This is a genomic window from Zoogloea ramigera, assembly GCF_006539865.1.
GTDB classification, from domain to species: Bacteria; Pseudomonadota; Gammaproteobacteria; order Burkholderiales; family Rhodocyclaceae; genus Zoogloea; species Zoogloea ramigera.
The window spans coordinates 36449-62621 of the sequence record NZ_BJNV01000004.1 but is presented as its reverse complement, the minus strand read 5'-3'; the positions used below and the strand labels follow the sequence as shown (position 1 = coordinate 62621).

The 26173-nt window shown below is 64.6% G+C and carries 26 protein-coding genes; 17 read left to right on the top strand and 9 right to left on the bottom strand.

From position 1 onward, the window contains the following. The first annotated feature begins 45 nt into the window (after window positions 1-45). Genes tsf through ZRA01_RS20795 form a run of 17 tightly spaced genes read left to right on the top strand, consistent with a single transcriptional unit; the run spans window position 46 to window position 15139 of the window. Window positions 46-945, top strand: coding sequence for a translation elongation factor Ts (tsf, locus tag ZRA01_RS01330; protein WP_141348946.1), 900 nt, complete (start codon window positions 46-48; stop codon window positions 943-945). A gap of 16 nt (window positions 946-961) precedes the next feature. After that, window positions 962-1678, top strand: a complete 717-nt coding sequence (pyrH, locus tag ZRA01_RS01325; protein WP_141348945.1) for a UMP kinase — start codon at window positions 962-964, stop codon at window positions 1676-1678. A gap of 10 nt (window positions 1679-1688) precedes the next feature. Then, on the top strand, window positions 1689-2246 hold the full coding sequence (gene frr, locus ZRA01_RS01320; RefSeq protein WP_141348944.1) for a ribosome recycling factor: 558 nt from the start codon (window positions 1689-1691) through the stop codon (window positions 2244-2246). Window positions 2247-2296: 50 nt separating this feature from the next. Further along, window positions 2297-3085, top strand: coding sequence for a polyprenyl diphosphate synthase (gene uppS / locus ZRA01_RS01315; protein ID WP_141348943.1), 789 nt, complete (start codon window positions 2297-2299; stop codon window positions 3083-3085). Continuing rightward, a complete protein-coding gene (locus ZRA01_RS01310) occupies window positions 3078-3905 on the top strand; it encodes a phosphatidate cytidylyltransferase (protein WP_141348942.1) in 828 nt (275 codons plus the stop codon). Before uppS ends, ZRA01_RS01310 begins: the two co-directional genes overlap by 8 nt. A 4-nt stretch (window positions 3906-3909) precedes the next feature. Continuing rightward, window positions 3910-5103 carry a 1-deoxy-D-xylulose-5-phosphate reductoisomerase gene (gene ispC, locus ZRA01_RS01305; protein ID WP_141348941.1) on the top strand — a complete coding sequence of 398 codons (1194 nt, stop codon included), beginning with the start codon at window positions 3910-3912 and terminating at the stop codon, window positions 5101-5103. A gap of 5 nt (window positions 5104-5108) precedes the next feature. Then, complete coding sequence (gene rseP / locus ZRA01_RS01300; RefSeq protein ID WP_141348940.1) at window positions 5109-6473, top strand: RIP metalloprotease RseP; 1365 nt, start codon at window positions 5109-5111, stop codon at window positions 6471-6473. A gap of 6 nt (window positions 6474-6479) precedes the next feature. Then, window positions 6480-8768, top strand: coding sequence for an outer membrane protein assembly factor BamA (gene bamA / locus ZRA01_RS01295; protein WP_141348939.1), 2289 nt, complete (start codon window positions 6480-6482; stop codon window positions 8766-8768). Between the two features lie 32 nt (window positions 8769-8800). Continuing rightward, window positions 8801-9304 (top strand): OmpH/Skp family outer membrane protein, encoded by a 504-nt coding sequence (locus ZRA01_RS01290; protein ID WP_141348938.1) that lies wholly within the window; start codon window positions 8801-8803, stop codon window positions 9302-9304. Between the two features lie 12 nt (window positions 9305-9316). Further along, window positions 9317-10345 carry a UDP-3-O-(3-hydroxymyristoyl)glucosamine N-acyltransferase gene (gene lpxD / locus ZRA01_RS01285; protein WP_141348937.1) on the top strand — a complete coding sequence of 343 codons (1029 nt, stop codon included), beginning with the start codon at window positions 9317-9319 and terminating at the stop codon, window positions 10343-10345. Window positions 10346-10353: 8 nt separating this feature from the next. Continuing rightward, the gene (fabZ, locus tag ZRA01_RS01280) at window positions 10354-10785 is read left to right on the top strand and encodes a 3-hydroxyacyl-ACP dehydratase FabZ (protein WP_141348985.1); all 432 of its coding nucleotides are present in this window, start codon (window positions 10354-10356) and stop codon (window positions 10783-10785) included. Next, window positions 10782-11555, top strand: a complete 774-nt coding sequence (gene lpxA, locus ZRA01_RS01275; RefSeq protein WP_141348936.1) for an acyl-ACP--UDP-N-acetylglucosamine O-acyltransferase — start codon at window positions 10782-10784, stop codon at window positions 11553-11555. The genes fabZ and lpxA overlap by 4 nt, the downstream gene beginning before the upstream one ends. Window positions 11556-11558: 3 nt before the next feature. Continuing rightward, window positions 11559-12710, top strand: coding sequence for a lipid-A-disaccharide synthase (gene lpxB / locus ZRA01_RS01270; RefSeq protein ID WP_141348935.1), 1152 nt, complete (start codon window positions 11559-11561; stop codon window positions 12708-12710). After that, window positions 12707-13315: a ribonuclease HII gene (gene rnhB / locus ZRA01_RS01265; RefSeq protein ID WP_141348934.1), complete on the top strand. Its 609-nt coding sequence runs from the start codon at window positions 12707-12709 to the stop codon at window positions 13313-13315. Before lpxB ends, rnhB begins: the two co-directional genes overlap by 4 nt. Further along, a complete protein-coding gene (locus ZRA01_RS01260) occupies window positions 13312-13767 on the top strand; it encodes a CopD family protein (protein WP_141348933.1) in 456 nt (151 codons plus the stop codon). Before rnhB ends, ZRA01_RS01260 begins: the two co-directional genes overlap by 4 nt. 15 nt (window positions 13768-13782) lie before the next feature. Next, window positions 13783-14610, top strand: coding sequence for a TrmH family RNA methyltransferase (locus tag ZRA01_RS01255; protein ID WP_141348932.1), 828 nt, complete (start codon window positions 13783-13785; stop codon window positions 14608-14610). A gap of 19 nt (window positions 14611-14629) precedes the next feature. Then, window positions 14630-15139: a hypothetical protein gene (locus tag ZRA01_RS20795; protein ID WP_218028628.1), complete on the top strand. Its 510-nt coding sequence runs from the start codon at window positions 14630-14632 to the stop codon at window positions 15137-15139. On the opposite strand, the gene ZRA01_RS01245 is transcribed toward ZRA01_RS20795, so the two are convergent. From ZRA01_RS01245 to ZRA01_RS01205, 9 genes are all read right to left on the bottom strand, one after another. Beyond that, a complete protein-coding gene (locus ZRA01_RS01245; protein WP_141348931.1) occupies window positions 15116-16471 on the bottom strand; it encodes a KAP family P-loop NTPase fold protein in 1356 nt (451 codons plus the stop codon). The two genes, ZRA01_RS20795 and ZRA01_RS01245, sit on opposite strands and share 24 nt — an antisense overlap. Window positions 16472-16675: 204 nt before the next feature. Next, complete coding sequence (locus ZRA01_RS01240) at window positions 16676-18742, bottom strand: ATP-binding protein (RefSeq protein ID WP_141348930.1); 2067 nt, start codon at window positions 18740-18742, stop codon at window positions 16676-16678. A gap of 200 nt (window positions 18743-18942) precedes the next feature. Next, a complete protein-coding gene (locus ZRA01_RS01235) occupies window positions 18943-19308 on the bottom strand; it encodes a hypothetical protein (RefSeq protein WP_141348929.1) in 366 nt (121 codons plus the stop codon). A 641-nt stretch (window positions 19309-19949) separates the two neighbouring features. Then, window positions 19950-20618, bottom strand: coding sequence for a dethiobiotin synthase (bioD, locus tag ZRA01_RS01230; RefSeq protein ID WP_141348928.1), 669 nt, complete (start codon window positions 20616-20618; stop codon window positions 19950-19952). Continuing rightward, complete coding sequence (gene bioC, locus ZRA01_RS01225; RefSeq protein ID WP_141348927.1) at window positions 20615-21391, bottom strand: malonyl-ACP O-methyltransferase BioC; 777 nt, start codon at window positions 21389-21391, stop codon at window positions 20615-20617. Before bioC ends, bioD begins: the two co-directional genes overlap by 4 nt. A gap of 2 nt (window positions 21392-21393) precedes the next feature. Next, window positions 21394-22227, bottom strand: a complete 834-nt coding sequence (locus ZRA01_RS01220; protein WP_141348926.1) for an alpha/beta fold hydrolase — start codon at window positions 22225-22227, stop codon at window positions 21394-21396. Then, on the bottom strand, window positions 22224-23408 hold the full coding sequence (bioF, locus tag ZRA01_RS01215) for an 8-amino-7-oxononanoate synthase (protein ID WP_141348925.1): 1185 nt from the start codon (window positions 23406-23408) through the stop codon (window positions 22224-22226). The genes ZRA01_RS01220 and bioF overlap by 4 nt, the downstream gene beginning before the upstream one ends. Continuing rightward, complete coding sequence (bioA, locus tag ZRA01_RS01210; RefSeq protein WP_141348924.1) at window positions 23401-24723, bottom strand: adenosylmethionine--8-amino-7-oxononanoate transaminase; 1323 nt, start codon at window positions 24721-24723, stop codon at window positions 23401-23403. The genes bioF and bioA overlap by 8 nt, the downstream gene beginning before the upstream one ends. A gap of 106 nt (window positions 24724-24829) precedes the next feature. Then, window positions 24830-26152, bottom strand: coding sequence for a WD40/YVTN/BNR-like repeat-containing protein (locus ZRA01_RS01205; RefSeq protein ID WP_141348923.1), 1323 nt, complete (start codon window positions 26150-26152; stop codon window positions 24830-24832). Window positions 26153-26173 lie beyond the last annotated feature (21 nt).

Here is a 26173-nt window from a genome sequence, read left to right as displayed (position 1 = left end):
AGCCGGGCCCGACTGATTTAAATCCAAATTTATCTAGGAGCAAGCATGGCGGAAATCACCGCAAGCATGGTCAAGGAGCTGCGCGAAAAAACCGACGCGCCCATGATGGAATGCAAGAAGGCCCTGTCCGAAGCCGCTGGCGACATGGCCAAGGCCGAAGAAATCCTGCGCGTCAAGCTGGGCAACAAGGCCTCCAAGGCCGCTGCCCGCGTGACCGCCGAAGGCATCGTCGGTGTGTATATCTCCGCCGACGCCAAGCTGGGCGCGATGGTTGAAGTCAACTGCGAGACCGACTTCGTCGCCAAGAACGACGACTTCCTGGCCCTCGTCAAGAACGTCGCCGAACTCGTCGCCACCAAGAACCCGGCCGACGTCGAGGCGCTGTCCGCCCTCGAGATCAACGGTCAGACCGTTGAAGAAGTCCGCAAGGCGCTGGTTGGCAAGATCGGCGAAAACATGTCGATCCGCCGCTTCGTCCGCACCGAAGCCCAGGGCGCCGTTGCCAGCTACATCCACGGCGGCTCCAAGATCGGCGTGCTGATCGACCTGGTTGGCGGTGACGAAGCCCTGGCCAAGGATCTGGCCATGCACGTCGCGGCTTCCAAGCCCAAGTCCCTCGACGCCTCCGGCGTGCCCGCCGAGCTGCTCGACGTCGAGCGCCGCATCGCCATCGAGAAGGCTCGCGAAGCCGGCAAGCCGGAAGCCATGCTCGAGAAGATCGCCGAAGGCACCGTCCAGAAGTTCCTCAAGGACGTCACCCTGCTCGACCAGGTCTTCGTGAAGGCCGAGGACGGCAAGCAGACCGTTGCCCAGCTGCTGAAGGCCAAGGGTGCTTCCGTGGCCGGTTTCACCCTCTACATCGTGGGTGAAGGCATCGAGAAGAAGGTGACCGACTTCGCCGCCGAAGTTGCCGCCCAGGCCGCTGCCGCGGCTGCCCAGAAGTAAGAAGGGGCGCACAACGATGAGCCAGCCCGCCTACAAACGCATTCTCCTCAAGCTCTCCGGCGAAGCCCTGATGGGTGACGACGCCTATGGCATCAACCGGGATGTCGTCGCCGGGATCGTCCGCGATGTCATCGACGTCACTCAGATCGGTGTCGAGGTAGGGGTGGTGATTGGCGGCGGGAACATCTTCCGTGGCATGGCAGGGGCGGCGACCGGCATGGACCGCGCCACTGCCGACTACATGGGGATGCTGGCCACCGTGATGAACGCGATGGCCCTTGCGGACGCATTCCGCGCCGCAGGGGTCAATGCCCGCGTCCAGTCTGCGCTGCGTATCGACCAGGTGGTTGAGCCCTACATCCGCGGCAAGGCGATCCGCTACCTCGAAGAGGGGCGGGTGGTCGTCTTTGGCGCCGGTACGGGCAATCCCTTCTTCACGACCGACACCGCGGCCGCCCTGCGTGGCGCCGAGATCGGTGCCGACATCGTGCTGAAGGCCACCAAGGTCGATGGCATCTACACCGCCGACCCGAAAAAAGATCCGTCCGCGACCCGCTTCCAGCGGATCTCCTTCGACGAGGCAATCGCCCGTAACTTGGCGGTCATGGACGCCACGGCGTTCGCCCTGTGCCGCGACCAGCGCCTGCCGATCAACGTGTTCAGCCTGTTCAAGGCCGGCGCGCTGAAGCGGGTCGTGATGGGCGAGGACGAAGGTACGCTGGTTTATTGCTGAGGATGTCAAAATGATCCCCGAGCTCAAGAAAACTACCGAACACAAGATGCACCGGTCCATCGATGCGCTCAAGGCGGATCTCGCCAAGGTGCGCACGGGCCGTGCCCACACCGGCATTCTGGATCACGTGACCGTCGAGTACTACGGCAGCCCCGTGCCCATCGCCCAGGTTGCCAACATCACCCTGATCGATGCGCGCACCATCGGCGTCCAGCCGTGGGAAAAGCCCATGATCGGCAAGGTCGAAAAGGCCATCCGTGACTGCGACCTCGGTCTGAATCCGGCCTCCCAGGGCGAGATCATCCGCGTCCCGATGCCCGCGCTGACCGAAGAGCGCCGCAAGGAGCTCATCAAGGTCGTCAAGCACGAGGGTGAAGGCGCCAAGGTTGCCGTGCGCAATCTGCGCCGCGATGCCAACGGCCACCTCAAGGACGCCCTCAAGGCCAAGACGATCTCCGAAGACGACGAGCGTCGTGCCCAGGACGACATCCAGAAGCTGACCGACAAGGCCATCGTCGAGATCGACAAGCTCCTCGCACAAAAAGAACAAGAACTGATGCAGATCTGACCCTCGCGGGTCCAGATCTGTCATCCCGGTTCCTTGCAGGCGGAAAAATCATGGTGCGACTGCCGTTCATCAGCTCCACGCGGGCTGTTCCCGAGACTGTGCAGGTTCCCCGGCACATCGCGATCATCATGGACGGCAACGGCCGCTGGGCCCGCAAGCGCCTGATGCCCCGGGTTGCCGGCCATGCCAAGGGCGTGGATTCCGTGCGCGATGTGGTGCGCACCTGCCTGGACCACAAGGTCGATTACCTCACGCTGTTCGCATTCAGTTCCGAGAACTGGCGGCGTCCGAAGGACGAGGTGTCCTTCCTGATGCAGCTCTTCATCAAGTCCCTCAAGGGCGAGATCGAGCGCATTCACCGCAACAACATCCGCCTGCGGGTGGTTGGCGACCTCAGCCGCTTCGACAAGCCGCTGGTGGACATGGTCCATGAGTCCGAGGCGCTGACCGCCAACAACACCGCGATGAACCTCACCATCTGCGCCAACTACGGCGGTCGCTGGGACATCATGCAGGCGGTCGAGAAGATGCTCGCCGCCAAGCCCGATGCCCGCGAGGGCTTCAGCGAGGACGAGCTGGCGGCACATCTGGCGCTCAACTTTGGCCCCGAGCCCGATCTCTTCATCCGCACCGGCGGCGAGAAGCGCATCAGCAACTTCATGCTGTGGCAGCTGGCGTATTCCGAGCTGTATTTCACCGACAAGCTGTGGCCAGAGTTCGGCGAGGCGGAGCTGAAGGAAGCGATCAAGTCTTACCAGGGGCGCGAGCGCCGTTACGGGCGGACCAGCGAGCAGGTGCTCGCCGCCGATCCCGACTCCTCCGCGCCCGGCCATGCTTAAGGCGCGGGTCGTCACCGCGCTGATTCTTCTCGCGGGCCTCCTGTCTTCCCTGTTTCTGTTGCCGGCTCTCGGCTGGTTGCTCTTCGCCTCGCTGGTGTGTGGCGGGGCCGCCCTCGAGTGGGGTGCGATGGTGGGCTTCGGCCCGGTGCCGCGGCGTGTCTACGCAGTGCTGCTGGGCTTGTTGTGCCTTGCCGGCGGCCTGGTCGCCGGGCTGCATCTTCCCGCTAGTGTGGCGCCCTTCGCGCTTGCGCCGGCGTATGCCCTGTCGGCGCTGTTCTGGCTGCTGTGCGTGCCGTTCTGGCTCCGCGCGCGCTGGAAGCTTCCGGGCGCCGGGGCTGCCGCCCTGGTGGGGTTCGTGCTGCTGGTTCCGCCGAGTCTCGCCATCGCTCATCTGCGTCTGCTCAGCCCCTGGCTGCTGTTGGGGGTGATGGCGGCGGTGTGGGTTGCCGACATCGCGGCCTACTTCACCGGTAGGGCCTTCGGCCGCCGCAAGCTGGCGCCGTCGATCAGCCCGGGCAAGAGCTGGGAAGGCGCCTATGGGGCGGTCGTTGGCGTTGCTGTCTATGGCCTGGCCTGTCTTTCATACATCGGCTACCCCCTTGGTGAGCCGGGCAGGCTGGTGCTGGCGCTGGTCGGGCTGGTGGCCTTCACGGCCGTCAGCATCATCGGCGATCTGTTCGAATCAATGGTCAAGCGTCAGGCGGGTGTCAAGGACAGTGGCACTCTTCTTCCCGGTCACGGGGGAATCCTCGATCGGATCGACAGTCTGACCTCGACGCTGCCGCTGGCAGCCCTCGTCGTCCTCTGGATCGCGAAGTAAACTCATGACCCAAGGCAAGAAACTTCTCACGGTGCTGGGAGCGACCGGCTCCATCGGCGTCAGCACCCTCGACGTCGTCGCGCGCCACCCCGACCGCTACGGCGTCTTCGCGCTCACCGCCCACCGGCAGGTGGACAAGCTCTTCGAACAATGTCGCGTCCATCGGCCGGCCTACGCGGTGGTCGATCGGGCCGAGGATGCCCAGCGCCTGCAGGCGATGCTGGAAGGCGCCGGCTGCTGCACGGAGGTCCTGTCGGGGTCGAACGCCCTCGCCGAAGTTTCCGCTGCGCCCGAAGTCGACATGGTCATGGCGGCCATCGTCGGCGCGGCCGGCATGGTGCCGACGCTGGCGGCCGCCCGTGCCGGCAAGCGCGTGCTGCTCGCCAACAAGGAGGCGCTGGTGATGTCCGGTGCCCTGTTCATGCGTGAAGTTGCCGCTAGCGGCGCCACCCTGCTGCCCATCGACAGCGAGCACAACGCGATCTTCCAGGCGCTGCCGGCGGGCTTCGGCGGCGGGGTCGACGGGGTCGAAGTGACGCGCATCCTGCTCACCGCGTCGGGTGGCCCGTTCCGCCGCAAGCCCCTCGAAGAGCTCGCCGCCGTGACCCCGGAGATGGCCTGCGCCCACCCCAACTGGGTGATGGGCCGCAAGATTTCCGTCGATTCGGCGACGATGATGAACAAGGGCCTCGAGGTCATCGAGGCTCACTGGCTGTTCGGCGCACCGGCCGAGCGCATCGAGGTGGTGATCCACCCCGAGAGCGTGATCCACTCCATGGTTGCCTACGTCGATGGTTCGGTGATTGCCCAGCTCGGCAACCCCGACATGCGCACTCCGATCGCCCACGCCATGGCCTTCCCGGAGCGCGTTGACGCCGGCGTGAAGCCGCTCGATCTGTTTGCCATCGGTCAGCTCAACTTCGAGCGGCCCGACCTCGATCGCTTCCCCTGCCTGGCCCTGGCCTACCGGGCGCTGGCCGAGGAGGGCGTGGCGCCGGCGGTGCTGAATGCCGCCAACGAAGTGGCGGTGGGGTGTTTCCTCGACGGCGCGCTGGGCTTCGACCGCATTCCCGCGGTGATCGCAGCCACCCTTGATGCGATGAATCCGAGCGCGGCAGACTCTCTCGAGGTGGTGCTCGAAGCCGACCGCTGGGCCCGCGAGTTCGCCGCCGGCCATATCCGCAAGTCCCTCCGCTGAAGGGCATGAACCTCCTCGACTACATCCTGCCCTTCCTTCTGGCCCTCGGCATCCTGATCGTGGTGCATGAGTTCGGCCATTACGCCGTCGCGCGCCTGTGCGGCGTGAAGGTGCTGCGCTTTTCGCTGGGCTTCGGCAAGCCGCTGCTCGTCCGCAAGGCCGGCGCCGATCAGACCGAATGGGTGCTGGCGGCCTTTCCGCTTGGCGGCTACGTCAAGATGCTCGACGAGCGCGAGGCGCCGGTGGCGGCCCACGAGCTGCACCGCGCCTTCAACCGGCAGAGCGTGTGGCGGCGCATCGCCGTGGTGGCGGCTGGCCCGCTGGCCAATTTCGTGCTGGCGATCGCCCTTTACTGGGGCCTTTACACCGGCGGTGTCGAAGAGCTGCGCCCGCGGCTGGCCGCGCCCGAGGCCGCGACTTCGGCGGCCCATGCGGGTTTGCAGGGGGGCGAGCTGGTCCGCTCGATCAATGGCGAAGCCGTCGAGACCTGGCAGGAGTTTCGCTGGAAGCTGCTCAATCTGGCCCTCGACAAGCAGGTGGTGACGGTCGAAACCGTTAACGCCAGCCGGGAGATCGGCTTTCACAAGCTGGATCTGGCCGGGGTTGTGGTTGACCAGGCCGAGCGCGACGTCACCGCCCAGCTGGGCCTTCAGCTGCAGCGCCCCAAGCTGCCGGCCGTGCTGGGCCGGCTGAGCGCAAGTGGTGCGGCCGAAGCGGCTGGCCTTCGGGAGGGCGACCGGGTTGTGCGGATCGGCGACAGCAGCGTCGAGCTGTGGACGGATCTGGTGACCATCGTCCGCGATGCGCCGGGCCGCACGCTGGAGTTCGAGGTATTGCGTGACGGCCGCGCGCTGCGCTTCCAGGTCACGCCGTCGGCCGTCGATGATAACGGTCGCAGCGTCGGGCGCATCGGTGCGGCCCTCGCGGATGCGGAAGATCAGCGCGAGCAGATGTTCGTCACGGTGCGCTATGGCCTGGGCGAGGCCTTGTCGAAGGGCATTGGCCAGACCTGGGACACCGCCGCGATGAGTGTCTCGGTGATGGGCCGCATGATCGTCGGCGAGGTGTCGGTCAAAAACCTGAGTGGGCCGGTGACGATCGCCGACTTTGCCGGGCAGTCTGCCCGCATGGGCTGGGCCCATTACATCAAGTTCCTGGCCCTCATCAGCATCAGCCTGGGGGTCCTCAACCTGATGCCGGTGCCGGTGCTCGACGGTGGGCACTTGCTGTATTATGTGATTGAAATCATTAAAGGCGGCCCGGTTTCCGAGCGTGCTATGGAAATCGGCCAGCAGATCGGAATGGCCCTGCTGGCTGCGCTAATGGCTTTTGCCTTCTACAACGACATCAACCGCCTTGTTGCCAGCTGAAATCGGATGAAATCCAAGTTACTCCCCGGGGTGATCGCGGCCTTGCTCGCATCGCCCGCACTCGCTTTTGAGCCATTCGTCGTCAAGGATATCCGTGTCGAAGGCATTCAGCGTACCGAAGCCGGTACGGTGTTCAGCTACCTTCCCGTGAAGGTCGGCGAACGCTTCTCTGAAGAAAAAGCCTCCCAGGCCATCAAGGCCCTGTTCGCCACCGGCTTCTTCAAGGACGTCCGGCTGGAGGTCGAGAACGACGTGATCGTCGTGCTGGTGGATGAGCGCCCGGCGATCTCCCAGATCGACTTCGTCGGCATCAAGGAATTCGAAAAGGACGCCCTCAAGAAGGGGCTCAAGGAGGTCGGGCTCGCCGAGTCCCGCATCTTCGACCGCGCCGTGCTCGAACGCGCCGAGCAGGAGCTGAAGCGCCAGTATCTGTCCAAGGGCCTCTACGGCGTCCAGATCACCACCACCGTCACGCCCCTCGAGCGCAACCGCGTCGGCGTGAACTTCAACGTGGTGGAGGGCGAGGCCGCCAAGATCCGTCAGATCAGCGTCATCGGCAACAAGGTGTTCAAGGAGAAGGAACTCCTCGACCTGATGGCCCTGACCACGCCGGGCTGGATGACCTGGTACTCCAAGAGCGACCAGTATTCCAAGCAGAAGCTGTCGGCCGACATCGAGGCGCTGCGCTCCTTCTACCTCAACCGGGGTTATCTGGATTTCAGCATCGACTCCACCCAGGTGTCGATCACGCCCGACAAAAAAGACATCTACATCACCCTCAGCATCACCGAAGGTGAGAAGTACACCATCTCCGACGTCAAGCTGGCTGGCACGATGGTCGTGCCCGAGGCCGATCTGCAGCCGCTGCTCAAGCTCAAGGCGGGGGACACCTTCTCCCGTGACAGCGTCACCGCCACCACCAAGGCCCTCAGCGACCGGCTCGGCAACGAAGGCTATGCCTTCGCCAACGTCAACGCCGCCCCCGAGGTGGACAAGGTCAAGCGCGAAGTCGCCTTCACCTTCTTCGTCGATCCGGGCCGTCGGGTGTATGTGCGCAAGATCAACTTCGCCGGCAACGCCCGCACCCGCGACGAGGTGCTGCGCCGCGAGATGCGCCAGATGGAAGGCGCCTGGTACGACGGCGCGGCCATCAACCGCTCCAAGGTGCGCCTCGATCGCCTCGGCTACTTCGAGGATGTCGCCATCGAGACCCCGGCCGTGCCGGGCTCCACCGACCAGGTCGATGCCAACTTCACGGTCAAGGAGCGCGCCACCGGCAACCTGATGCTGGGTGCGGGTTTCTCCAGCGCCGAAAAGGTCATCCTCTCCGCGTCCATCGCCCAGCAGAACCTGTTCGGCACCGGCAACGCGATGACCCTGCAGATGAACACCGGCCGGATCAACCGCACCATTGCGCTGTCCTTCACCAATCCCTACTGGACGGTGGACGGGGTCAGCATCGGCTGGGACGTCTATCAGCGTAACGTCGACCCCACCTCGCTGTCGGTGGCCACCTACAAGTCGTCGTCTATCGGCGCCGGCGTGCGCTTTGGTTACCCCATCGCCGAGGATGATCGCATCAACTTCGGCCTGGCCATCGATCAGACCAAGATCGACGTCTTCGACACCAGCCCGGCGCCCTACATCAGCTTCGTGAACAACTTCGGCGACACCGCCCGCAGCCTGGTGGCGACCGCCGGCTGGGCGCGCGACCGCCGCGACAGCTTCCTGTATCCCACCTCCGGCGTGTATCAGCGGGCCTCGCTCGAAGTGGCGACCCCGGTGCTCGACCTGCGCTACGTGCGCGGCAGCTACCAGCACCAGCACTGGTTCCCGTTCGGCGGCGGCCACGCCCTGATGCTCAACGGCGACATCGGCTACGCCCACGGCTACGACGGCAAGGAGCTGCCGTTCTACAAGAACTTCTACGCCGGCGGTATCGGCTCGGTGCGGGGCTATCAGCAGAGCACCCTCGGCCCGCGCTACATCGACGCCAACAACTACACGCGCTCGCTGGGCGGTAACCGCCGGGCCGTGGCGAACGCCGAGTACTACTTCCCGATGCCGGGGCAGGGCAAGGACAAGTCCATGCGCCTGTCGCTGTTCGCCGATGCCGGCTATGTGTGGGGGCCTGACGACAAGGTCCAGGCGTCCGATTTGCGTTACAGTGCGGGCCTGGCCTTCTCCTGGAGCTCGCCGGTCGGCCCGCTGAAGTTCAGCCTGGGTCAGGCACTCAAGAAGGAAGATGGGGACAGGACCCAGAAGTTCCAGTTCCAGTTGGGCACGGTTTTCTGATCGCTGCGGCAATGATGTTGATGGAGGTTTGAGTGAAAGCAATTGTTCAATCGACGCTGGCAGCCCTGGTGCTCGCCGTGTTTGCGCAGACGGCCGCTGCCGAAGTCAGGGTCGGGTTCGTCAATTCCGATCGGGTCATGAAAGAAGCTCCGCCGGCCAAGAAAGCCCAGCAGAAGCTCGAGAAGGAATTCGAGAAGCGTGACCAGGAACTGCAGCGCCTGGCCAAGCAGCTGCAGGGCATGCAGGAAGCCCTCGAAAAGAACGGCATGACCATGGCCGAGGGCGAGCGCCGCAACAAGGAGCGTGAGTTCAACGAACTCAACCGCGACTTCCAGCGCAAGCAGCGCGAGTTCCGTGAAGACCTCAACCAGCGCCGCAACGAAGAGCTCGCCGGCGTTCTGGAGCGTGCCAACAAGACGATCCGCCAGATCGCCGAGGCCGAGAAGTACGACATCATCTTCCAGGAAGCGGTTTACGCCAGCCCGCGCATCGACATCACCGACAAGGTGATCAAGGCCCTCACCGAAGCCAAGTAAGTGCAGTCGGCGATGGAAACAACCCTTGGCGAGCTGGTCAGCCGGCTCGGTGGTGAGCTCGTTGGTGACCCGGCGGTCGTGGTGCGCCAGATCGCGGCCCTCGACAAGGCGGAGGAGGGCGATCTCGCCTTCCTGGTCAGCCCCAAATACCGTGCCGCGCTCGATGCGAGCCGGGCGTCGGCCTTCATCCTGTCGCCCAAGGCGGCCGACTTCACCGACCGCCCGCGCATCCTCACGCCCGATCCCTACCTCTACTTCGCCCGGGCGGCCCAGCTGTTCAACCCGCCCAAGGCGGTGCCGGCGGGCATCCACCCGAGCGCGGTGGTGGCCTCCGAGCTGCCGGCGTCGGTGTCGGTGGGCCCCAACGCGGTGGTCGGCGTTGATTGCCACATCGGCGAAGGCGCCGTAGTCGGTGCCGGCTGCCTGATCGGCGACGGCGTCTCCATCGGTGCGGGGTCGCTGCTCCATGCGGGGGTCAAGATCTACGACGGCTGCACCATCGGTGCCCGCGCCATCCTGCATTCCGGCGCGGTCATCGGGGCCGACGGCCTGGGCTTCGCGCGGGACGCCGACAAGCGCTGGGTGAAGATCCCCCAGATCGGCGGCGTCGTCATCGGTGACGACGTCGAGATCGGTGCCAACACCACCGTCGACCGCGGCGCCCTCGAAGACACCGTGATCGGCAACGGCGTGAAGCTCGACAACCTCATCCACGTCGCCCATAACTGCCGCGTCGGTGAAGACACCATCATGGCGGCGATGGCCGGCCTGGCGGGCAGCACCACCGTCGGCAAGCGGGTGCAGGTCGGCGGCAAGGCCGGCTTCTCGGGCCACCTGGAGGTCGGCGACGACATCGTGATCTCCGCCGACACCAACGTCACCAAATCCATCGACAGGCCCGGGGTCTACACGGCCATGATTCCGCTGCAGCCGCATGCGGACTGGGTGAAGAATTTTTCGCACCTGCGTCGTCTCGACGCTATGGCCGAACGCGTGCGCGAGCTCGAGAAGAAGCTCGCCGAACAGGACAAAAAATCATGAGCGCCATCATCGACATCAACGAGATCAAGCAGTACATCCCCCACCGCTACCCCTTCCTGCTGGTGGATCGGATCGTCGAGCTGGAAATCGGCAAGCGCATCGTCGGCCTCAAGAACGTCACCATCAACGAGCCCTTCTTCCCCGGCCATTTTCCGCACAACCCAGTGATGCCGGGCGTGCTGATCATCGAAGCAATGGCCCAGACCGCCGCCGTGCTGGCCTTCAAGACCGACGGCTCGGTGCCCGACGAAGGCTCCACCGTTTACTTTGCCTCCGTCGACAACGTTCGCTTCAAGCGCCCCGTGGTGCCGGGCGACCAGCTCGTGATGGAAGCCCAGATCGTGCGCAAGATGCGCAACATCTGGAAGTTCTCGGCGGTTGCCCGCGTCGATGGCGAGCTCGCCACCGAGGCCGACTTCATGTGTGCGATCAAGCGATGAGCATCCACCCGACCGCCATCGTCCACCCGGGCGCGCGGATCGCCGAGGGCGTCCAGATCGGCGCCTATTCGGTGATCGGCGAGCATGTGGAGATCGGGGAGGGCAGCAGCATCGGCCCCCACGTGGTCGTCGAAGGCCACACCCGCATCGGCCGCAACAACCGGATCTTCCAGTTCTGCTCGATCGGCTCCGAACCCCAGGACAAAAAATACGCCGCCGAGCCCACCCGCCTCGAGATCGGCGACGGCAACACCATCCGCGAGTTCTGCAGCTTCAGCACCGGCACCGTCCAGGACGGCGGCCTGACCCGCGTCGGCAACGACAACTGGATCATGGCCTACGTGCACGTGGCCCACGACTGCATGGTCGGCAACAACACCATCTTCGCCAACAACGCCACCCTCGCGGGCCACGTCAGCGTGGGCGACTGGGCGATCCTCGGCGGCTTCACCGGCGTGCACCAGTTCGTGCGCGTCGGCGCCCACAGCTTCTGCGGCGTCGGCACCGTGCTGCTGCAAGACCTGCCGCCCTTCGTCACCGTGTCGGGCAACCCGGCCTCGCCCCACGGCATCAACAGCGAAGGCCTCAAGCGCCGCGGCTACAGCAGCGACGGCATCATGGCCATCAAGCGCGCCTATAAAACCCTCTACCGCAGCGGCCTGCCGCTGGCCGAGGCCCGGGCGCAGATCGCCGAGGCGGCGCAGGCGGCCCCCGAGCTGCAGCTCTTCTCCGACTTCATAGCCGATTCCGGGCGCGGCATCGTCCGCTGATCCATGGCTCTGCGCATCGCCATGGTTGCGGGCGAGGCGTCCAGCGACCTCCTCGCCAGTCACCTGATCAAGGCGCTCCAGCGCCACCTGCCGGATGCCGAGTTCTTCGGCATCGGCGGCCCCAAGATGCAGGCGGTCGGCTTCAAGGCCCTGTGGCCGGCGGAGAAGCTGGCCGTGCACGGCTACGTCGACGCCCTCAAGAACTACCGCGAGCTGTCGGGCATCCGCAGCAGCCTGCTCGATCTGCTCAAGAAAGACCCGCCGGCCGCCTTCATCGGCGTCGACGCCCCCGACTTCAGCCTGTGGCTCGAGAAGCGCCTTAAAGATCGCGGCATTCCGGCCATCCATTTCGTCAGCCCGTCGATCTGGGCCTGGCGCCGCGGCCGCCTGAAGGGCATCGCCCGCGCGGTGAGCCACATGTTGTGCCTGTTCCCCTTCGAGCCCGAGCTCTACCGGGCGGCCGGGGTGCCGGTGAGCTACGTGGGCCATCCGCTGGCCGATGTCTTCCCCCTCGTGCCCGACCGTGAGGGCATGCGCGAGGTGCTGCAGATCTCCCCGGGCGGCCCGGTGTTCGCCTTCCTGCCGGGCAGCCGGCAGTCCGAGGTGCGCAACCTCGCCGACACCTACATCGCCACCGCCGCGCAGCTCCATGAGCGCCACCCCGGCGCGCGCTTCCTGGTGCCCCTGGCCACCCGCGAGACCCGCCTGCTGTTCGAAGAGGCCCTGCGCCGCCACGCCCACCTCGATCTGCCCATCCGCATCCTGTTCGGCCACGCCGTCGAGGCGATGATCGCCGCCGACGTGGTGCTGGTGGCCAGCGGTACCGCCAGCCTCGAGGCCGCGCTGCTCAAGCGCCCGATGGTCATCACCTACAAGATCGGCAAGTGGTCCTACCGCCTGATGCGGCGGCTGGCTTACCTGCCGTGGGTGGGTTTGCCCAACGTGCTGGCCGGCCGCGAGGTGGTGCCCGAAGTGCTGCAGGATGCCGCCACGCCCCAGGCCCTCGCCGACGCCCTCGACGGCTGGCTCGCCGACCCGGCCCGGGTGGACGAGCTCACCCGCGTTTTCACCGACATGCACCTCCAGCTGCGCCAGGACACCGCCGCCAAGGCCGCCGCGGCGATCCTGCCCTACCTGCAGGGGCGCGCCCGGTGAGCCTCCCCAATGATCTCCTTTGCGGCGTAGACGAAGCCGGCCGCGGCCCCCTGTGCGGGCCGGTAGTGGCCGCCGCCGTCATCCTCGACCCGGCCCGGCCCATCGTCGGTCTGGCCGACTCCAAAAAACTCTCTGAAAAGCGTCGCAACGCGCTGGCCATCGAGATCCGCGAGAAGGCCCTCGCCTGGTGCATCGCTGAGGCCAGCGTCGCCGAGATCGACCGCCTCAACATCCTCCACGCCACCATGCTCGCCATGCAGCGCGCGGTGGCTGGCCTGGCCGTGGTGCCCGCCCGCGTGCAGGTGGACGGCAACCGCTGCCCCCGCCTCGACGTGCCCTGCGAGGCGGTGGTGAAGGGCGACTCGCTGGTGGCCGAGATCTCGGCCGCTTCCATCCTGGCCAAGACCGCCCGCGACGCGCTGCTCGTCGAGCTCGACCGCCGCTACCCCCAATACGGCCTCGCCGGCCACAAGGGCTATCCCACCGCCGCCCACCTGGCCGCGCTCAAGGCCCACGGCGCCTGCGAGATCTACCGCACCAGCTTCGGCCCGGTGCGCGACATCATCGCCAACCCGCCCCTGTGGACCGAGGACGACACCCGATGACCCTGCATCACCTCATGCTCTTCGTGCATCTGGCCGGCGTCATCGTGTGGGTCGGCGGCATGAGCTTTGCCCACTTCTGCCTGCGCCCGGCCTCGCTCGCGCTGCCGCCGCCCCAGCGGCTGGCCCTGTGGAACGGCGTGCTGGCGCGCTTCTTCCCCATCGTGTGGCTGGCCCTGGCCGCCATCGTCGGCTCCGGCTTCGCAATGCTGCTGGCGGTGGGCTTCGCCCAGGCCCCGCTGGCCTGGCACGCCATGGCAGGCGTCGGCCTGGTGATGGCCGCCATCTTTGCCAGCATCTGGTTCGGCCCCTGGAAGGCGCTGCAGCAGGCGGTGGCCCTTGAAAGCTGGGCCCAGGGCGCCCAAGCCCTCAATCAGATCCGCCAGCGCGTCACCACCAACCTGCTGCTCGGCGCCTTCGTGGTGGCGCTGGCCAGCCTCGGCCTCGCCATCTAGCTTGCGGGCCCCGGCATGAAGCTCATCACCTCCCGCGACAACCCCACCGTCAAGCAGCTCCACGCCCTCGCCACCTCGGCGCGGGAGCGGCGCCTGTGCGGCGAAACCCTCCTCGACGGCGCCCACCTGCTGGGCGTCGCGCTGGAGCGCGGCTGGCAGCCCCGGCTGGTGGTGGCCAGCGAAAGCGGCCGCGCCCAGCCCGAGATCGCCGCGCTGCTCGCCCGCTGCAACCCACAAAGCCTCATCGAACTCCCCGACCGCCTGTTCGCCCACGTCAGCCCCGTCGACTCGCCCAGCGGCGTGCTCGCCGTGGTCGCCGTGCCTGCCGCGCCCGCCGCAGGCACCGCAGTTGGGCCCCTCACCGGCAACTGCGTGCTGCTCGACAGCGTGCAAGACCCCGGCAACCTCGGCACCATCCTGCGCACCGCCGCCGCCGTCGGCATCCCCGAAGTCCTCCTCACCCCCGGCTGCGCCCAGGCCTGGGCCCCCCGCGTGCTGCGCGCCGCGATGGGCGCCCACTTCAGCCTGCGCATCCTCGAAAACGTCGCCGCCAGCGAAGCGCTGCAAGGCTTCAAAGGCCACATCCTCGCCGCGGACCTGCGCGACGCCGTCGACCTCTACGCCCTCGACCTCCGCGGCCCGGTGGCCTGGCTGTTCGGCTCGGAAGGGCAGGGCCTGTCCCCCGCCGTCGCCGCGCTGGCGACCCAGCGGGTGAAGATTCCGATGCCGGGGGGGATGGAGTCGCTCAATGTGGGGGTGGCGGCGGGGGTTTGTTTGTTTGAGCAGGTGAGGCAGTTGGGGCAAATGGGGCAAGTGGGGCAAGTGGGGCAGCGGGGCGCCTGAGCGGGGCAGGGCGGGCTTCGTGGTTGCGCCGATCTTCTGCGTCAACGACGAAGGGCAGGTCCAGGCCCTCGGCACGCTCATCCCCGTCCGCCCGGAAGGCTTCGTCATGGTGCAGGCCGCCGGCGCGGCCCTGCACAGCGACGGGCTGCCGTGGTGGCTGTTCGACATGCGGCCCCAGGGCTATCTCGGCCGCGCCTACGCCTCGACGCACGCTGCCGGCCTCGGCCTGCCGCCAAACCCCGAGCATTGGCGCGACGCCGACGTCCTCCGGGCGCTGCTCGCGCATGGCACACCCTGCCGCCGGCTGCTTTGTCTTCAGCGGTTGATGCTGGGCTCTGGCACGAAGCCCTGCTGCGGGCTGAAAGGTTTCATGCGCTGCTTAGCGATTGCCGGGGCTTTTCTGGTCGTTTCTTGCCGTGTATTGGGGCGATTCGCAGGCATATCGACGAGGCAGGGGCGAGGATTGGGAGGTTGGGGTGAGTGGGCGAGGGTACGTTATACACCGCTAGTTCACAGTGAACATGCTTAGCTTTTGACAGAATATTGGTATCAACCGCTCTCGATTTACGTTGTACTCCCAAAGCGACTGCCCGAATCCCTTGATTAGATCGTCTGCGTCGATCTCTTGATATTCGGATTCAGTGAGCATCGAAAATCGGATCCAACTCATCAGCCAGAACAAACTTTGATTTCTTTCCTGTCGTTCACTAGGCTCCCGAAATCCAAGTTGTTCGCAAAGACTTGGGAACGATATTTTTCCCAGCAGAAGACTGCCGAACACATTCGGGTTGATTGTTTTTACGACGGCGATAAAAACAATAATAGGAACAAGTCGGAGATGATTCTTGCCTGATGTGCTGTAGATGATCGCCAAGTTGGTAAAGACTTTCTCCAACTGTCTTAGCGAGAGACTGAAGTGCTCAGCAAGAGGAGTCAAGCAATCAACGATTTTCTGGTTGTCGCCCCAGGTTGTAATCTCGTGCAATTGAAGAAGCTTGTTAATGTAAATCTGTATATCGTTGCTATATGGATCATTAATTCTCTTTGGAATAGATGTCTCTACATTAATAAATTTTTGGAGATAGGTGTGGGCGTCAATGTTGTTCCCATATACGCTCTTGATTGCCTCTTCTAGTTGCTGTTTATGCATCACAAGAAGGAAGACAACATTCTTGACAGAGAAAAGATGTTTTATTTTCTCAAGAACTTCAACTGCAAAGGAGGGCCTGCATCTATCGAGTTCGTCGATTACGATAACAAGCCGACCGCTGCTGTTGTCTGTTAAGGTTGTTGGTAAATTAGAAAGAGACTCTCTAAATAATCGAATGAGCTCAGACTCTTTCTGGTGTGCGCTCAGGCGTTCCTCGACCAATTCTGAGATTGTTTCGGAAGTGTCGGCGGCAATGTCTTCATCTATCTCTGATAAGGCGTCAATGTCGGATTCCTTGATAATTCCGAGTGTTGCTGCCTTGATGCCGATTTTTGCTGACCATGAAAGAAGCCGAACACCAACTTTCTTCGCTTTTTCCTTAAACTCAGAACTCTTCTGAGATTTTGAAGAGTGCTGCTCTACGTATGAAGTGATTGCGCTCGCAATTGAAATGAATGCATCTTCCGTGTAGTCATTTTGAAATGCGTCAATGTAAATACTGGGAATTCCGTTCTCTTTTAAGAGACCCTGCCACATTTTTACGAATGTCGTTTTTCCCTCACCCCACTTGCCATCAAGCGAAATTACAAGTTCGTCCGTTGATCTAGTGACTAGATTTGACAGCGCTTCCCCAAATTGTTTGCGGTGGAGTACATCATTCTTGAATGCGTCAAGTTCTTCAACGACTAAGGAGGGTGTGACAAGCTTCATGGGTTCCTCGAATGGCGATGGTGTGCAAGATCCGGTTGGCCGGAGGTTCGGCAGTTCCGTAGGTCGTGTCAGCGCAGCGTGACCCGAAATTGCGGGGGTAGACTGGCACGGACGGATAACACTACCTCGATTACTGACTTATCGACAACTCAATCCCAAAGCAGATACTCAAATTACCGATGTCTCCAGTTTTGAAGCGAAAGGCTACGCGATCTCGCTCAATTCAACCTGAATGCCGAGAAGTAGTTCGTCTAACACGCATTGCTGCAATATGAAATCAAGATCGGGGACAGAGCCCGGCACTCGACCATCGAGATCCCGCTCAAGATAACGTAATAGTTCCTGTGTTACACCTGGCCGCAGGGCGACATGGAAGTTGTGATGTCGATACAACCTAATTCTATGCAGAGCATCAAAAAGTGCTGGATAGGTCATCTTGATGACATCAAAGAAGTAATGATTCTTCCCGACCGATGATCCATACGTATCACTTGGCTCCACAAAGCAGCGGTTGCATACGTTAATAAATTGTTCAAAGTCTTGGGCTGTCCTTACAACGCCCAGCGATGCAAAACGATCCGCTTCGGGAAAGGAGTTCGGGCCAAAAAGGGTATCTGTCTTTGCTCCTCGAATTGCATCCTCGAGAGCACGCAAGTCGGCGGATATGGACTCGACTCGTTTTTTGAGCCAAGTAGCGCGTTCAGGCTCTGGCACGACGCGCAATATGGATGATCGATTCTCCTTCCTGGCTAGTTCAAGTGCTACGTAACGACCAACAACTGGAATCGCTACGCGAGGGCGATTAGCCGAATCCTTGCCAAGTAGACCATACGCTTCAAGATGCTTAACGTATTCAGGGTACGGGGCTAGATCATTAAAGTCGATGGTTTGGCGAGATGAAAGCATCTCAAGCATTGCGTATTCGTCGGTATAAAATTGTTGAAGTTCCGACACTACGTGCCTGCAATAGAAGGTGAGGTCTGAATCGCGTTCCGTCTCGTGGGCTTTGAGTGAATCCGCAGTAAAGGATATCGGCTTTTCGATGCAATCCAGTTTTGCCTTCTTGTTTTCGAAGCTACAGGCCAGCCGAGTGAGTAATGGGTGCCCGCCGTATCGATTGTAAAGATAAGAATAAGCGGTATGGTCAAATCGCAACCCCATTCGCTTTCCAAGAACTCTGACCATATTTTTTATATCGTCTTCACTTAGCCCCCGGACAAATTCATAAGAAACAATCCCAAATAAAGGGTTTTGAATACCCTGAACTTGATCCATCTCGACGACCGTTGGATTGACGCCGGCTAGCAATATGGAGAGAGTGCGGTTACGGCTCTGGCATGCCCATATCGCCTGCCAAAAGTCGATGAAGTCCACATGCCAATGTTTGTCGTTTAAAGCAAAAGGCGAGATGTATTCAATTTCGTCGAAAATAAGAAGAGCTGGCTTTGTCCGTTTGCTTATAATTTTTATCAAAGAATCAGGGGCTCCGACTTCGTCGAATGAGAGCGATGAATTGCCTGCTGCATTTTTATCGAGGCCGCTACAGATCTTCTTAACAAGGTCAAACCAGCGAAGTTTTCGAACGGAAGGTAGCTTGCAGTCTAGGTATACGACATCAGCAATGTCGTTTGCCTTGAGCATCCGCTCTAGCTTGAAGAGAATTGATGTCTTTCCAGTCTTTCGTAGTCCAAAAATGGCTCTATTTTCGCCGCGCTTGATTGCGTCGAATAGCGGTATAACTAAATCTCCACGACCAAAAAAATACGTGTCATTTTCAAGAGGAAGGCGTATATCGAATAGGTCGCGTCCATGTAGAAATTCGCTTAGTTTGTTCCGCACAAACCAATTGTTTCCAAGGGCGGCGCGCAGATCACCTGCATATATCGGGATGATTTGTCGAGATTCCTTGTTGGTCAGGGAGTATTCTGCCAACCATTTCCCGACGTTTGGATCTTCAGAAAGTAAGATATATGAAAGTCGCTCTACGCGCCCCTTTGCAGGAGCCTCCGAAAGTATTTGCTCGGCGGCTTGGATGGCGCGTGGTTCTATGACATCAAATGGAGAATAGACAACAAGTAGTTCGCTGTCGAATCCAAACGATTCTGATATGTGTGGCTCTGGGTTGAGAAAATAGACTGAGACGTCTGTGTTACACACATGCCGTCGTCTCCCCCAGGTTACAAAAAAATTGGGAAGCAAAGGCTTTAGAAGTGCCTCTTCTTTAGGATAAGTAGCCAGATGTGGCAAAACATCGCTTCTAATATTGCCCATGTTAGTTCAATCGATTAAGTTGGAGAAAAATCCTTCAAATTCTTATGGGGTCACGGATTCAAAATGGCCAGAGGCTTATCGTAAACAACGCCAACGCCAACGCCAACGCCAACAAACGGCGAACGTCCACTTTTGACCGATTCCGCCATTTTCCCCGCCACGCCCATCCCTCCCGGCATGGCGGGGCACTTGTCTAAACCTTACTCACCCTGCTTCGGCAGATTCCGCTTTGGCCGATTGCGGTCCGACTTCTTCTTCAAACCGACGGCGGCGACTTGATCGGAGTCGGAGCCGTAGATCACGGTGACTTCGTCCTTGACGCCGATGGCGACGCCGTGGACGTTGGCGCGGGCGAGGAGGGATTCGGTGCGGGCGGCGGCGAGGGCGTTTTCGGCGAGGAGGACGGCGGTGGCGGTGGCTTCCATGCGATCGACGGCGGCCTCGGCGGCTTCGGCGCTGAACTCGGGGTTGTGGGGTTTGTAGTCGGGGATGCCCTTGAGGGCGCGGATGGTCTGGACGTCTGCGTCGAGCTGGACGTTGGAAATGCGGGGGATGCGGCCGGTCATCGTGATCTCCTCGTGGGTAGTGTGGATGGTTATCCACTCCGGGCAATCCTACCCCTTGTCATGTGGGGGTGTAAATGTCATTTTGAGGGTGGCACGGGGGATCGGATGCGATGCGGAGGCGGTGGGCGAGATCGCGGCGTGGTTGGGGAGAGGAGCCTTGGCGGTGACGACGGGGAAGGCTTGGGTGCGGGGAGACGACGGGCGGGCGGGGAGGGGGGCTCAGGCCGTGGCGGGGCTGGGTGAGCCGGAACTGCGTAGGACGCAGGAGTTCTGGCGCTTCTGCACGGGTGTGTGGAAGGAATCTAAGCCCGTGTAGAAGGAATATACGGGCGTGTAGAAGGAATCTAAGGCCTTGTAGAAGATATATACGGGCGTGTGGAAGGAATCTAAGGCTGTGTGGAAGGAATATACGAGCGTGTAGAAGGAATCTAAGGCCTTGTAGAAGGTATATACGGGCGTATGGAAGGAATCTAAGGCCTTGTAGAAGGAATATACGGGTGTGTAGGAAGACTCTACGGCCTTGTGGAAGGGATGCAGGAGGGTGGTGGGATGGTGTTCGAGGGGGTGTCGGAGATGGTCGGGGATGTCGGGTTACGCTGCGCTAACCCGACCTACGCCGTGTGCATGTGCTGCTGTCCTTGTCACTCCGGCAAGCGCAAGCCTGCTGCGGCGCCGGCTGCGTTGCCATCCGCTTGAAACGGCGTCACGCCCAGCAGCGGGGCGGGCAGGCGTTCGGTGAGGGCTTCCAGGTTCTGCTCAAAGCGCAGCATGGCTGGGTCGACCTGGTTGGCGACCCAGCCGGCGAGTTGCAGCCCGCGGGCCTGGATGGCTTCGGCGGTGAGGAGGGCGTGGTTGATGCAGCCGAGGCGCATGCCCACCACCAGGATCACCGGCAGGGCGAGGTCGCGGGCGAGGTCGGCGGTATCGTAACTTTTGCCCAGCGGGACGCGGAAGCCGCCGACGCCTTCGACCAGCACCAGCTCGGCCTGGGCCTGCAGTTTTGCGAAGGCGGCGAGGATGGGGGCGGGGTCGATCGCTACGCCTTCTTCGGCGGCGGCGATGTGGGGGGCGATGGGGCTTTTGAGGCAGTAGGGGTTGAGCAGCGCGAGGCCGGGGTCGAAGCTGCCGGCGGCGCGCAGGCGGGCGGCGTCTTCGTTGATGAGCTCGCCGGCCACCATGTCGGCCCCGGCGGCGATGGGTTTCATGCCGACGGCCACGCGCCCCTGGGCGCGGGCGGCGTGGAGGAGGGCGCAGGTGACGAAGGTCTTGCCGATCTCGGTGTCGGTGCCGGCGATGAAGAAGGCGGTCATGGGCGTTTCTCGGCGATCAGCCAGAAGGTGTCGTAGGAGGCGGGCAGGCCGGCGGCGCTGCGGTGCTGTTCGTAGGCGGCCTGCAGGCGGGCCCAGGCGGTTTTGCCGAGGGGCTTGCGGCGGGCGGCGCCGGTCTGGTGGGCGCCGAGTGTCTTGATGTCGGCGAGGAGCTGGCGCAGGTCGGGGGCCCAGGCCTGCAGGGTGGCGCGCTCGCTGGCGATCACCCGCAGGCCGGCGGCTTCGATGGCGGCGGTGATGGCCTCGGGGGGCTGGAAGGGCAGCACATGCTCGGCGTCGTCCACTTGGCGGAAGGCGTCGCGGAGTTCGGCCAGGGTGCCGGGGCCGAGGGTGGCGATCCACAGCTGGCCGCCGGGGCGCAGGCAGCGGGCGAGTTCGGGAAACGCGCGGCCGGGGGCGCACCACTGCAGCGCGTAGCTCGACCAGATGGCATCCACGCTGGCCGCGGCGAGGGGCAGGTGTTCGAGGTCGGCGCACAGGGGGCGGGCCAGGCCGGGCGGGTGGCGGCGCAGCATGGCCGGGGCGAAGTCGAGGGCGACGAGGTCGGCGGCGGGGAAGTGCTGCCGCAGGCCGGCCAGGGCGTAGCCGGTGCCGCAGCCGGCGTCGAGGATGCGGGCGGGCTGGTGGCCGTTGCGAACAGCGAGCTGAATCAGGCGGTCGCAGGCGGCGCGCTGCACCGAGGCGACGGCGTCGTAGCGGTCGGCGGCCTTGTCGAAAGCGGCGCGCACCGCGCGCTTGGGGGCGGGGGCTTGCATGGTCAGTGCCCGGCCCTCAAGGAAACGCAGGGCCGCCCCAAGTTTCCTTGAACCCCCTCGGGGGGCGGGCTGGGCAAAGCCCGGCCCTGGGGGCCCTCAGTGGCTTCTGTGGCGAAGGCCTGGATCAATGCAGCGCAGTCGGCGGGGCGGGACAGCAGCGGGGCGTGGCCGCAGTCCTTGAACACCGACAGGCGCCCGTCGGGCAGCGTGTCGGCCAGCCATTCGGCGGCGGCGGCGGGCATCAGGCGGTCTTCGGCGCCGTGGATGAGGCGCACGGGCTGGTGGACGCTGCCGATGCTGGCGCGCAGGTCGGTGTCGGCAAGGTGCTTGAGGCCCGTGGCGAGGGCGGCTCGGTGCGTATCGTCGGCGGGGGTGAGGGCGGCGTTGAGGGCGGCGGTGACGTCGCGGCGGCGGCTGTCGCCCATGGCCTGCAGGGCGGTGAAGCGGCGCTGGGTGGCGTCGGGGGTGGTGTCGAAGTCAGCGCGGAAGTCGGCGAGGGTGGCGGCGGGCAGCGCGGCGGGCCAGTCGGGCGCCTGCACGAAGCGCGGGGTGGCGGCGATCAGCACCAGGCGCGCCGCCTTGTGCGGGTGCTGCGCGGCGATGTGCAGCGCGAGCTGCGCGCCCAGCGACCAGCCGACCAGCACCGCACCGTCGGGCAGCTGGGCGACGAGGGCCTCGGCCCAGGCGGCCAGGCTGTCACCGGCGGGCAGCGCGCTGCCGTGGCCGGGGAGGTCGAGGGCGCTTGCGGCCGGCAGCTCGGCCTGCAGTGGCGCCCACACTTTTGACGACAGGCCCCAGCCGTGGAGCAGCACGATGGGGCGGGCGAGGGTGTTCATGGGTGGCGAGCCTCCAGGCGCTTGAGGGTGGCGACGAGGCGATCCACCTGTTCAAAACTGTGCGCCGCCGATAGCGTGATGCGCAGCCGCGCCGCGCCCTTGGGCACCGTGGGCGGGCGGATCGCCGGCACCCACAGGCCCTCGGCGTCGAGGGCGCGGGAGACGGCGAGGGCTTCGTGGTTGTCGCCGATCACCAGCGGCTGGATGGGGGTGTCGGAGGGCAGCAGCTGCCAGCGGGTGAGCGTGAGGCCGGCCTTGAAGCGGGCGATCAGCGCGGCCAGGTGGGCGCGGCGGGCGTCGCCGTGCTCGATGAGGTCGAGGGCGGTGAGCAGGGTTTCGGCCAGCAGCGGCGGCGCGCCGGTGGTGAAGATGTAGCTGCGGCTGGTATTCACCAGCCATTCGATGACGCTGTGGTGGCCGGCCACAAAGGCGCCCGCCACGCCGGCGGCCTTGCCGAGGGTGCCCATCAGGATAAGCCGCGGCGAAGTCAGCCCGAAGTGGGCGAGGCTGCCGCGCCCCTGGGGGCCGAGCACGCCAAAGCCGTGGGCATCGTCCACCAGCAGCCAGGCCTGGTGGGCTTCGGCGAGGGCCAAAAGCTGGGGCAGCGGGGCGAGGTCGCCGTCCATACTAAAGACGCTGTCGGTGACGATGAGCTTGCGCGGGGCCGTCGACGCGGCGAGGCGCGCCTCGAGGGCGGCGAGGCTGCAGTGGGGGTAGCGGATGAGCTCGGCGCGGGACAGCAGGGCGCCGTCGACAAGCGAGGCGTGGTTGACCTTGTCGGCGAAGATCGCGTCGCCGCGGCCGACGAGGGCCGGCATCACGCCGATGTTGGCCATGTAGCCGGTGGAGAAATACAGCGCGTCGTCCATGCCCACAAAGGCGGCGAGGCGGGCCTCAAGGGCTTCGTGGGCGGCGGTGTGGCCGCTGACGAGGTGCGAGGCGCCCGAGCCGACACCCCAGCGCGCCGCGGCGCGGGCGGCGGCGCTGGCCAGCGCGGGCTCGGCGGCGAGGCCCAGATAATCGTTGGAGCAGAAGGCGAGCACCGGCGCGCTGCGGTCGGCGAGGCCGGCCTCGGGCCGGCATGGCGTAGTCACAATGCGGCGGCGGCGGGTGAGGCCGGCGGCGTCGAGATCGGCGAGGCCGGCGTCGAGTTCGTCTAGCGGGTCGCGGCATTCAGCCAAGGCTGGCCTCCAGGGCGGCGGCGGTCTGGTTGGCCAGGTGGGCTATCTCGGCGCCGCTGAGGATGTAGGGCGGCATGGTGTAAACGGTGTTGCCGATGGGGCGCAGCAGCAGCTCGCGGGCCAGCGCTTCGGCAAAGAAGCGGCGGGCGAAGCCGGGCGGGGCGCCGGCTACGTCGAAGGCCAGCATCATGCCCTGCTGGCGCAGGTGGCGCACGGCCGGGTGGCTGCCGACGGCGCCGCAGAAGGCCTCGCCGAGGCGGGCGGCGGTGGCCCGGTTGCGGGCGATCACCTGGTCTTCTTCGAAGATGTCGAGGGTGGCCAGCGCGGCCCGGCAGGCCAGCGGGTTGCCGGTGTAGCTGTGGGAGTGCAAAAAGCCGCGGGCGGTGTCGTCGTCATAGAAGGCGGCAAACACGTCATCGGTGGTGAGCACGATGGACAGCGGCAGGTAGCCGCCCGAGATGCCCTTGGAGAGCAGCAGAAAATCGGGCCAGATGCCGGCCTGCTGGCAGGCGAAGAAGCTGCCGCTGCGCCCGCAGCCGACGGCGATCTCGTCGGCCACCAGGTGCACCCGGTAGCGGTCGCACAGCTGGCGGGCGAGGCGCAGGTATTCGGGGTCGTACATCACCATGCCGGAGGCGCACTGCACCAGGGGCTCGACGATCAGGGCCGCCGTTTGATCAGCGTGCTCGGCGAGGTGGGCGTCGAGGGCGGCGGCGGCGCGGCGGGCCACGTCGGCGGCGGTCTCGCCCGGCGCGGCGTTGCGGGCGTCGGGGCTGGGCACGCAGCTGCCGGCGCGCACCAGCGGGGCGTAGGCGTCGCGGAAGATCGCCACGTCGGTGACGGCCAGCGCGCCCACCGTTTCGCCGTGATAGCTGCCGGCCAGGCTGACGAAGCGGTTCTTGCCCGGCTGGCCGTGGTTGCGCCAGTAGTGGGCGCTCATCTTGAGGGCGATCTCGGTGGCCGAGGCGCCGTCGGAGGCGTAGAAGGCGTGGCCCAGGGCGTGGCCGGTGAGGGCCGCGAGGCGCTCGGACAGCTCGACCACCGGCGCGTGGGTGAAACCGGCCAGCATCACATGCTCAAGCGTGTCGAGCTGGGCCTTGAGGGCGTTGCCGATGCGCGGGTTGGCGTGGCCAAACAAATTGACCCACCACGAGCTGATGCCGTCGAGGTAGCGCCGGCCGTCCATGTCGATGAGCCACGCGCCTTCGCCCCGGGCGATGGGGATGAGGGGCAGCTGCTCGTGGTGCTTCATCTGGGTGCACGGGTGCCACACGGCGGCGAGGGAGCGGGCGAGGAGGCTGGCGTTGGCGGACATGGGGCGGACGTCGGGGTGTTGAAGTGAAAAGTGGAGCGGCCAGGGCTGGCAGCTCCACTTGTGGGCCGGCGCGACGCGGGGTCGGCCGGCCCCGGCCGGTACGGGGTCAGTAAGCGTGGTTGCTGGCGCCGGCCGCGCCAACGGCGGTGTAGATGTTCTGGGCGCGGATCATGCCGAGCATGTTGCCGCTGGCGCCGGTGCCGGCGGCCCAGGTGGTGCCGGCGAGTTCGCGGTACCACACGGCGCCGTTGTCGCCCATCGCGATGAGGCGGCTGCCCACCGCGGCGGTGCGCAGGGCGCTGCCCACGTTGGAGGCGGTCCAGGCGGTGCCGTTGGTGCTGGTGAGGACGGTGCCATCGGCGCCCACGGCCAGGTAGTAATAGGTGGTGACGCTGTTGAGGGTGTGGCTGCCGGAGGCGACGGCGGTGAGGTCACCGCTTTGGGTGCTCACCGTCCAGGTGCCGACGCTGGTGCTGGTGAGCACCTTGCCGTTGCTGCCCACCGCCACCCACACGCCGTTGGTGTAGGTGACGCCACGCAGGTCGATGGCGCTGATGTCTTCGCTGATCGATGCCGGGGTGGTCCAGGTGGTGCCGTTGGTGGAGTAGCGCAGGGTGCCCTTGTTGCCCACCGCCACCAGGGTGCCGCCGCTGCTGGCGATGGCGTTGAGGGTTTCGGTGGTGTTGGTGGCAGCGCTGCCGAGGGTGGTCCAGTTGTTGATGTCGCTGCTGTACACCACGCTGCCGTTGCTGCCCACGGCGTAGTAGCGGCCGCTGTTGGCGTCGTACGCAACGGCCTTCAGGTCGATGCTGGCGGCGGGCTTGGTGCCGGTGGGCGTCGTCCAGTTGAGGGCGTTGGTGGAGCGGTAGATGCGGTCGTCGTCGGTGTCGGGGGTGTTGTACACCGCGCCGCCGTCGCCCACTGCCACATACGAGTTGCGGCCGGTGCTGCCGATGCTGCGGCCGTAGGCGACGCCGTTCATGGTGGCGCTGGCGAAGGGGGTGGCGGCGTTCCAGGTGGCGCCAGCCAGACGCGGCGTGACGGGCCCGCCGACGGGGACGGCGCCCGGGCCGCCTTCACCACCGTCCTTGCGCCCGTTGATTACCAGGGCGTACTGGGTGCCATTGGTGAGCGGGGTGTTGGCGCGGACGATGTTGAAGATATAGGGGCTGTCGACGCCGTTGCCCTTGGTGCCGACCTTGGCCACGGCGGTCTTGTCGCCGACGACGACGGTGGCGCCTTCCTTGAGCCACATCCAGTATTCGACGCCGCTGAGTTCATCCCATTTGACGAAGATCTGCTCGTCACCGGCGGCTGCCGTCACGTTGAGGGGCGCGGGGGCGGAACTGCCACCGCCACCACCGCAGGCGGCGAGGAAGGCGGCACTGAGGGTGGCTGCGATGAGCAGGCGGCGCTTGGGAAGGAACATGGGGTTCGCCATCAATGAAAA

Bases quoted from the DNA above. Each gene is read 5' to 3' on its own strand.
- tsf (WP_141348946.1), top strand. From the start codon at position 46: ATGGCGGAAATCACCGCAAGCATGGTCAAGGAGCTGCGCGAAAAAACC.
- pyrH (WP_141348945.1), top strand. From the start codon at position 962: ATGAGCCAGCCCGCCTACAAACGCATTCTCCTCAAGCTCTCCGGCGAA.
- frr (WP_141348944.1), top strand. From the start codon at position 1,689: ATGATCCCCGAGCTCAAGAAAACTACCGAACACAAGATGCACCGGTCC.
- uppS (WP_141348943.1), top strand. From the start codon at position 2,297: ATGGTGCGACTGCCGTTCATCAGCTCCACGCGGGCTGTTCCCGAGACT.
- ZRA01_RS01310 (WP_141348942.1), top strand. From the start codon at position 3,078: ATGCTTAAGGCGCGGGTCGTCACCGCGCTGATTCTTCTCGCGGGCCTC.
- ispC (WP_141348941.1), top strand. From the start codon at position 3,910: ATGACCCAAGGCAAGAAACTTCTCACGGTGCTGGGAGCGACCGGCTCC.
- rseP (WP_141348940.1), top strand. From the start codon at position 5,109: ATGAACCTCCTCGACTACATCCTGCCCTTCCTTCTGGCCCTCGGCATC.
- bamA (WP_141348939.1), top strand. From the start codon at position 6,480: ATGAAATCCAAGTTACTCCCCGGGGTGATCGCGGCCTTGCTCGCATCG.
- lpxD (WP_141348937.1), top strand. From the start codon at position 9,317: ATGGAAACAACCCTTGGCGAGCTGGTCAGCCGGCTCGGTGGTGAGCTC.
- lpxA (WP_141348936.1), top strand. From the start codon at position 10,782: ATGAGCATCCACCCGACCGCCATCGTCCACCCGGGCGCGCGGATCGCC.
- lpxB (WP_141348935.1), top strand. From the start codon at position 11,559: ATGGCTCTGCGCATCGCCATGGTTGCGGGCGAGGCGTCCAGCGACCTC.
- ZRA01_RS01260 (WP_141348933.1), top strand. From the start codon at position 13,312: ATGACCCTGCATCACCTCATGCTCTTCGTGCATCTGGCCGGCGTCATC.
- ZRA01_RS01255 (WP_141348932.1), top strand. From the start codon at position 13,783: ATGAAGCTCATCACCTCCCGCGACAACCCCACCGTCAAGCAGCTCCAC.
- ZRA01_RS01245 (WP_141348931.1), bottom strand. From the start codon at position 16,471: ATGAAGCTTGTCACACCCTCCTTAGTCGTTGAAGAACTTGACGCATTC.
- ZRA01_RS01240 (WP_141348930.1), bottom strand. From the start codon at position 18,742: ATGGGCAATATTAGAAGCGATGTTTTGCCACATCTGGCTACTTATCCT.
- ZRA01_RS01235 (WP_141348929.1), bottom strand. From the start codon at position 19,308: ATGACCGGCCGCATCCCCCGCATTTCCAACGTCCAGCTCGACGCAGAC.
- bioD (WP_141348928.1), bottom strand. From the start codon at position 20,618: ATGACCGCCTTCTTCATCGCCGGCACCGACACCGAGATCGGCAAGACC.
- bioC (WP_141348927.1), bottom strand. From the start codon at position 21,391: ATGCAAGCCCCCGCCCCCAAGCGCGCGGTGCGCGCCGCTTTCGACAAG.
- ZRA01_RS01220 (WP_141348926.1), bottom strand. From the start codon at position 22,227: ATGAACACCCTCGCCCGCCCCATCGTGCTGCTCCACGGCTGGGGCCTG.
- bioA (WP_141348924.1), bottom strand. From the start codon at position 24,723: ATGTCCGCCAACGCCAGCCTCCTCGCCCGCTCCCTCGCCGCCGTGTGG.
- ZRA01_RS01205 (WP_141348923.1), bottom strand. From the start codon at position 26,152: ATGTTCCTTCCCAAGCGCCGCCTGCTCATCGCAGCCACCCTCAGTGCC.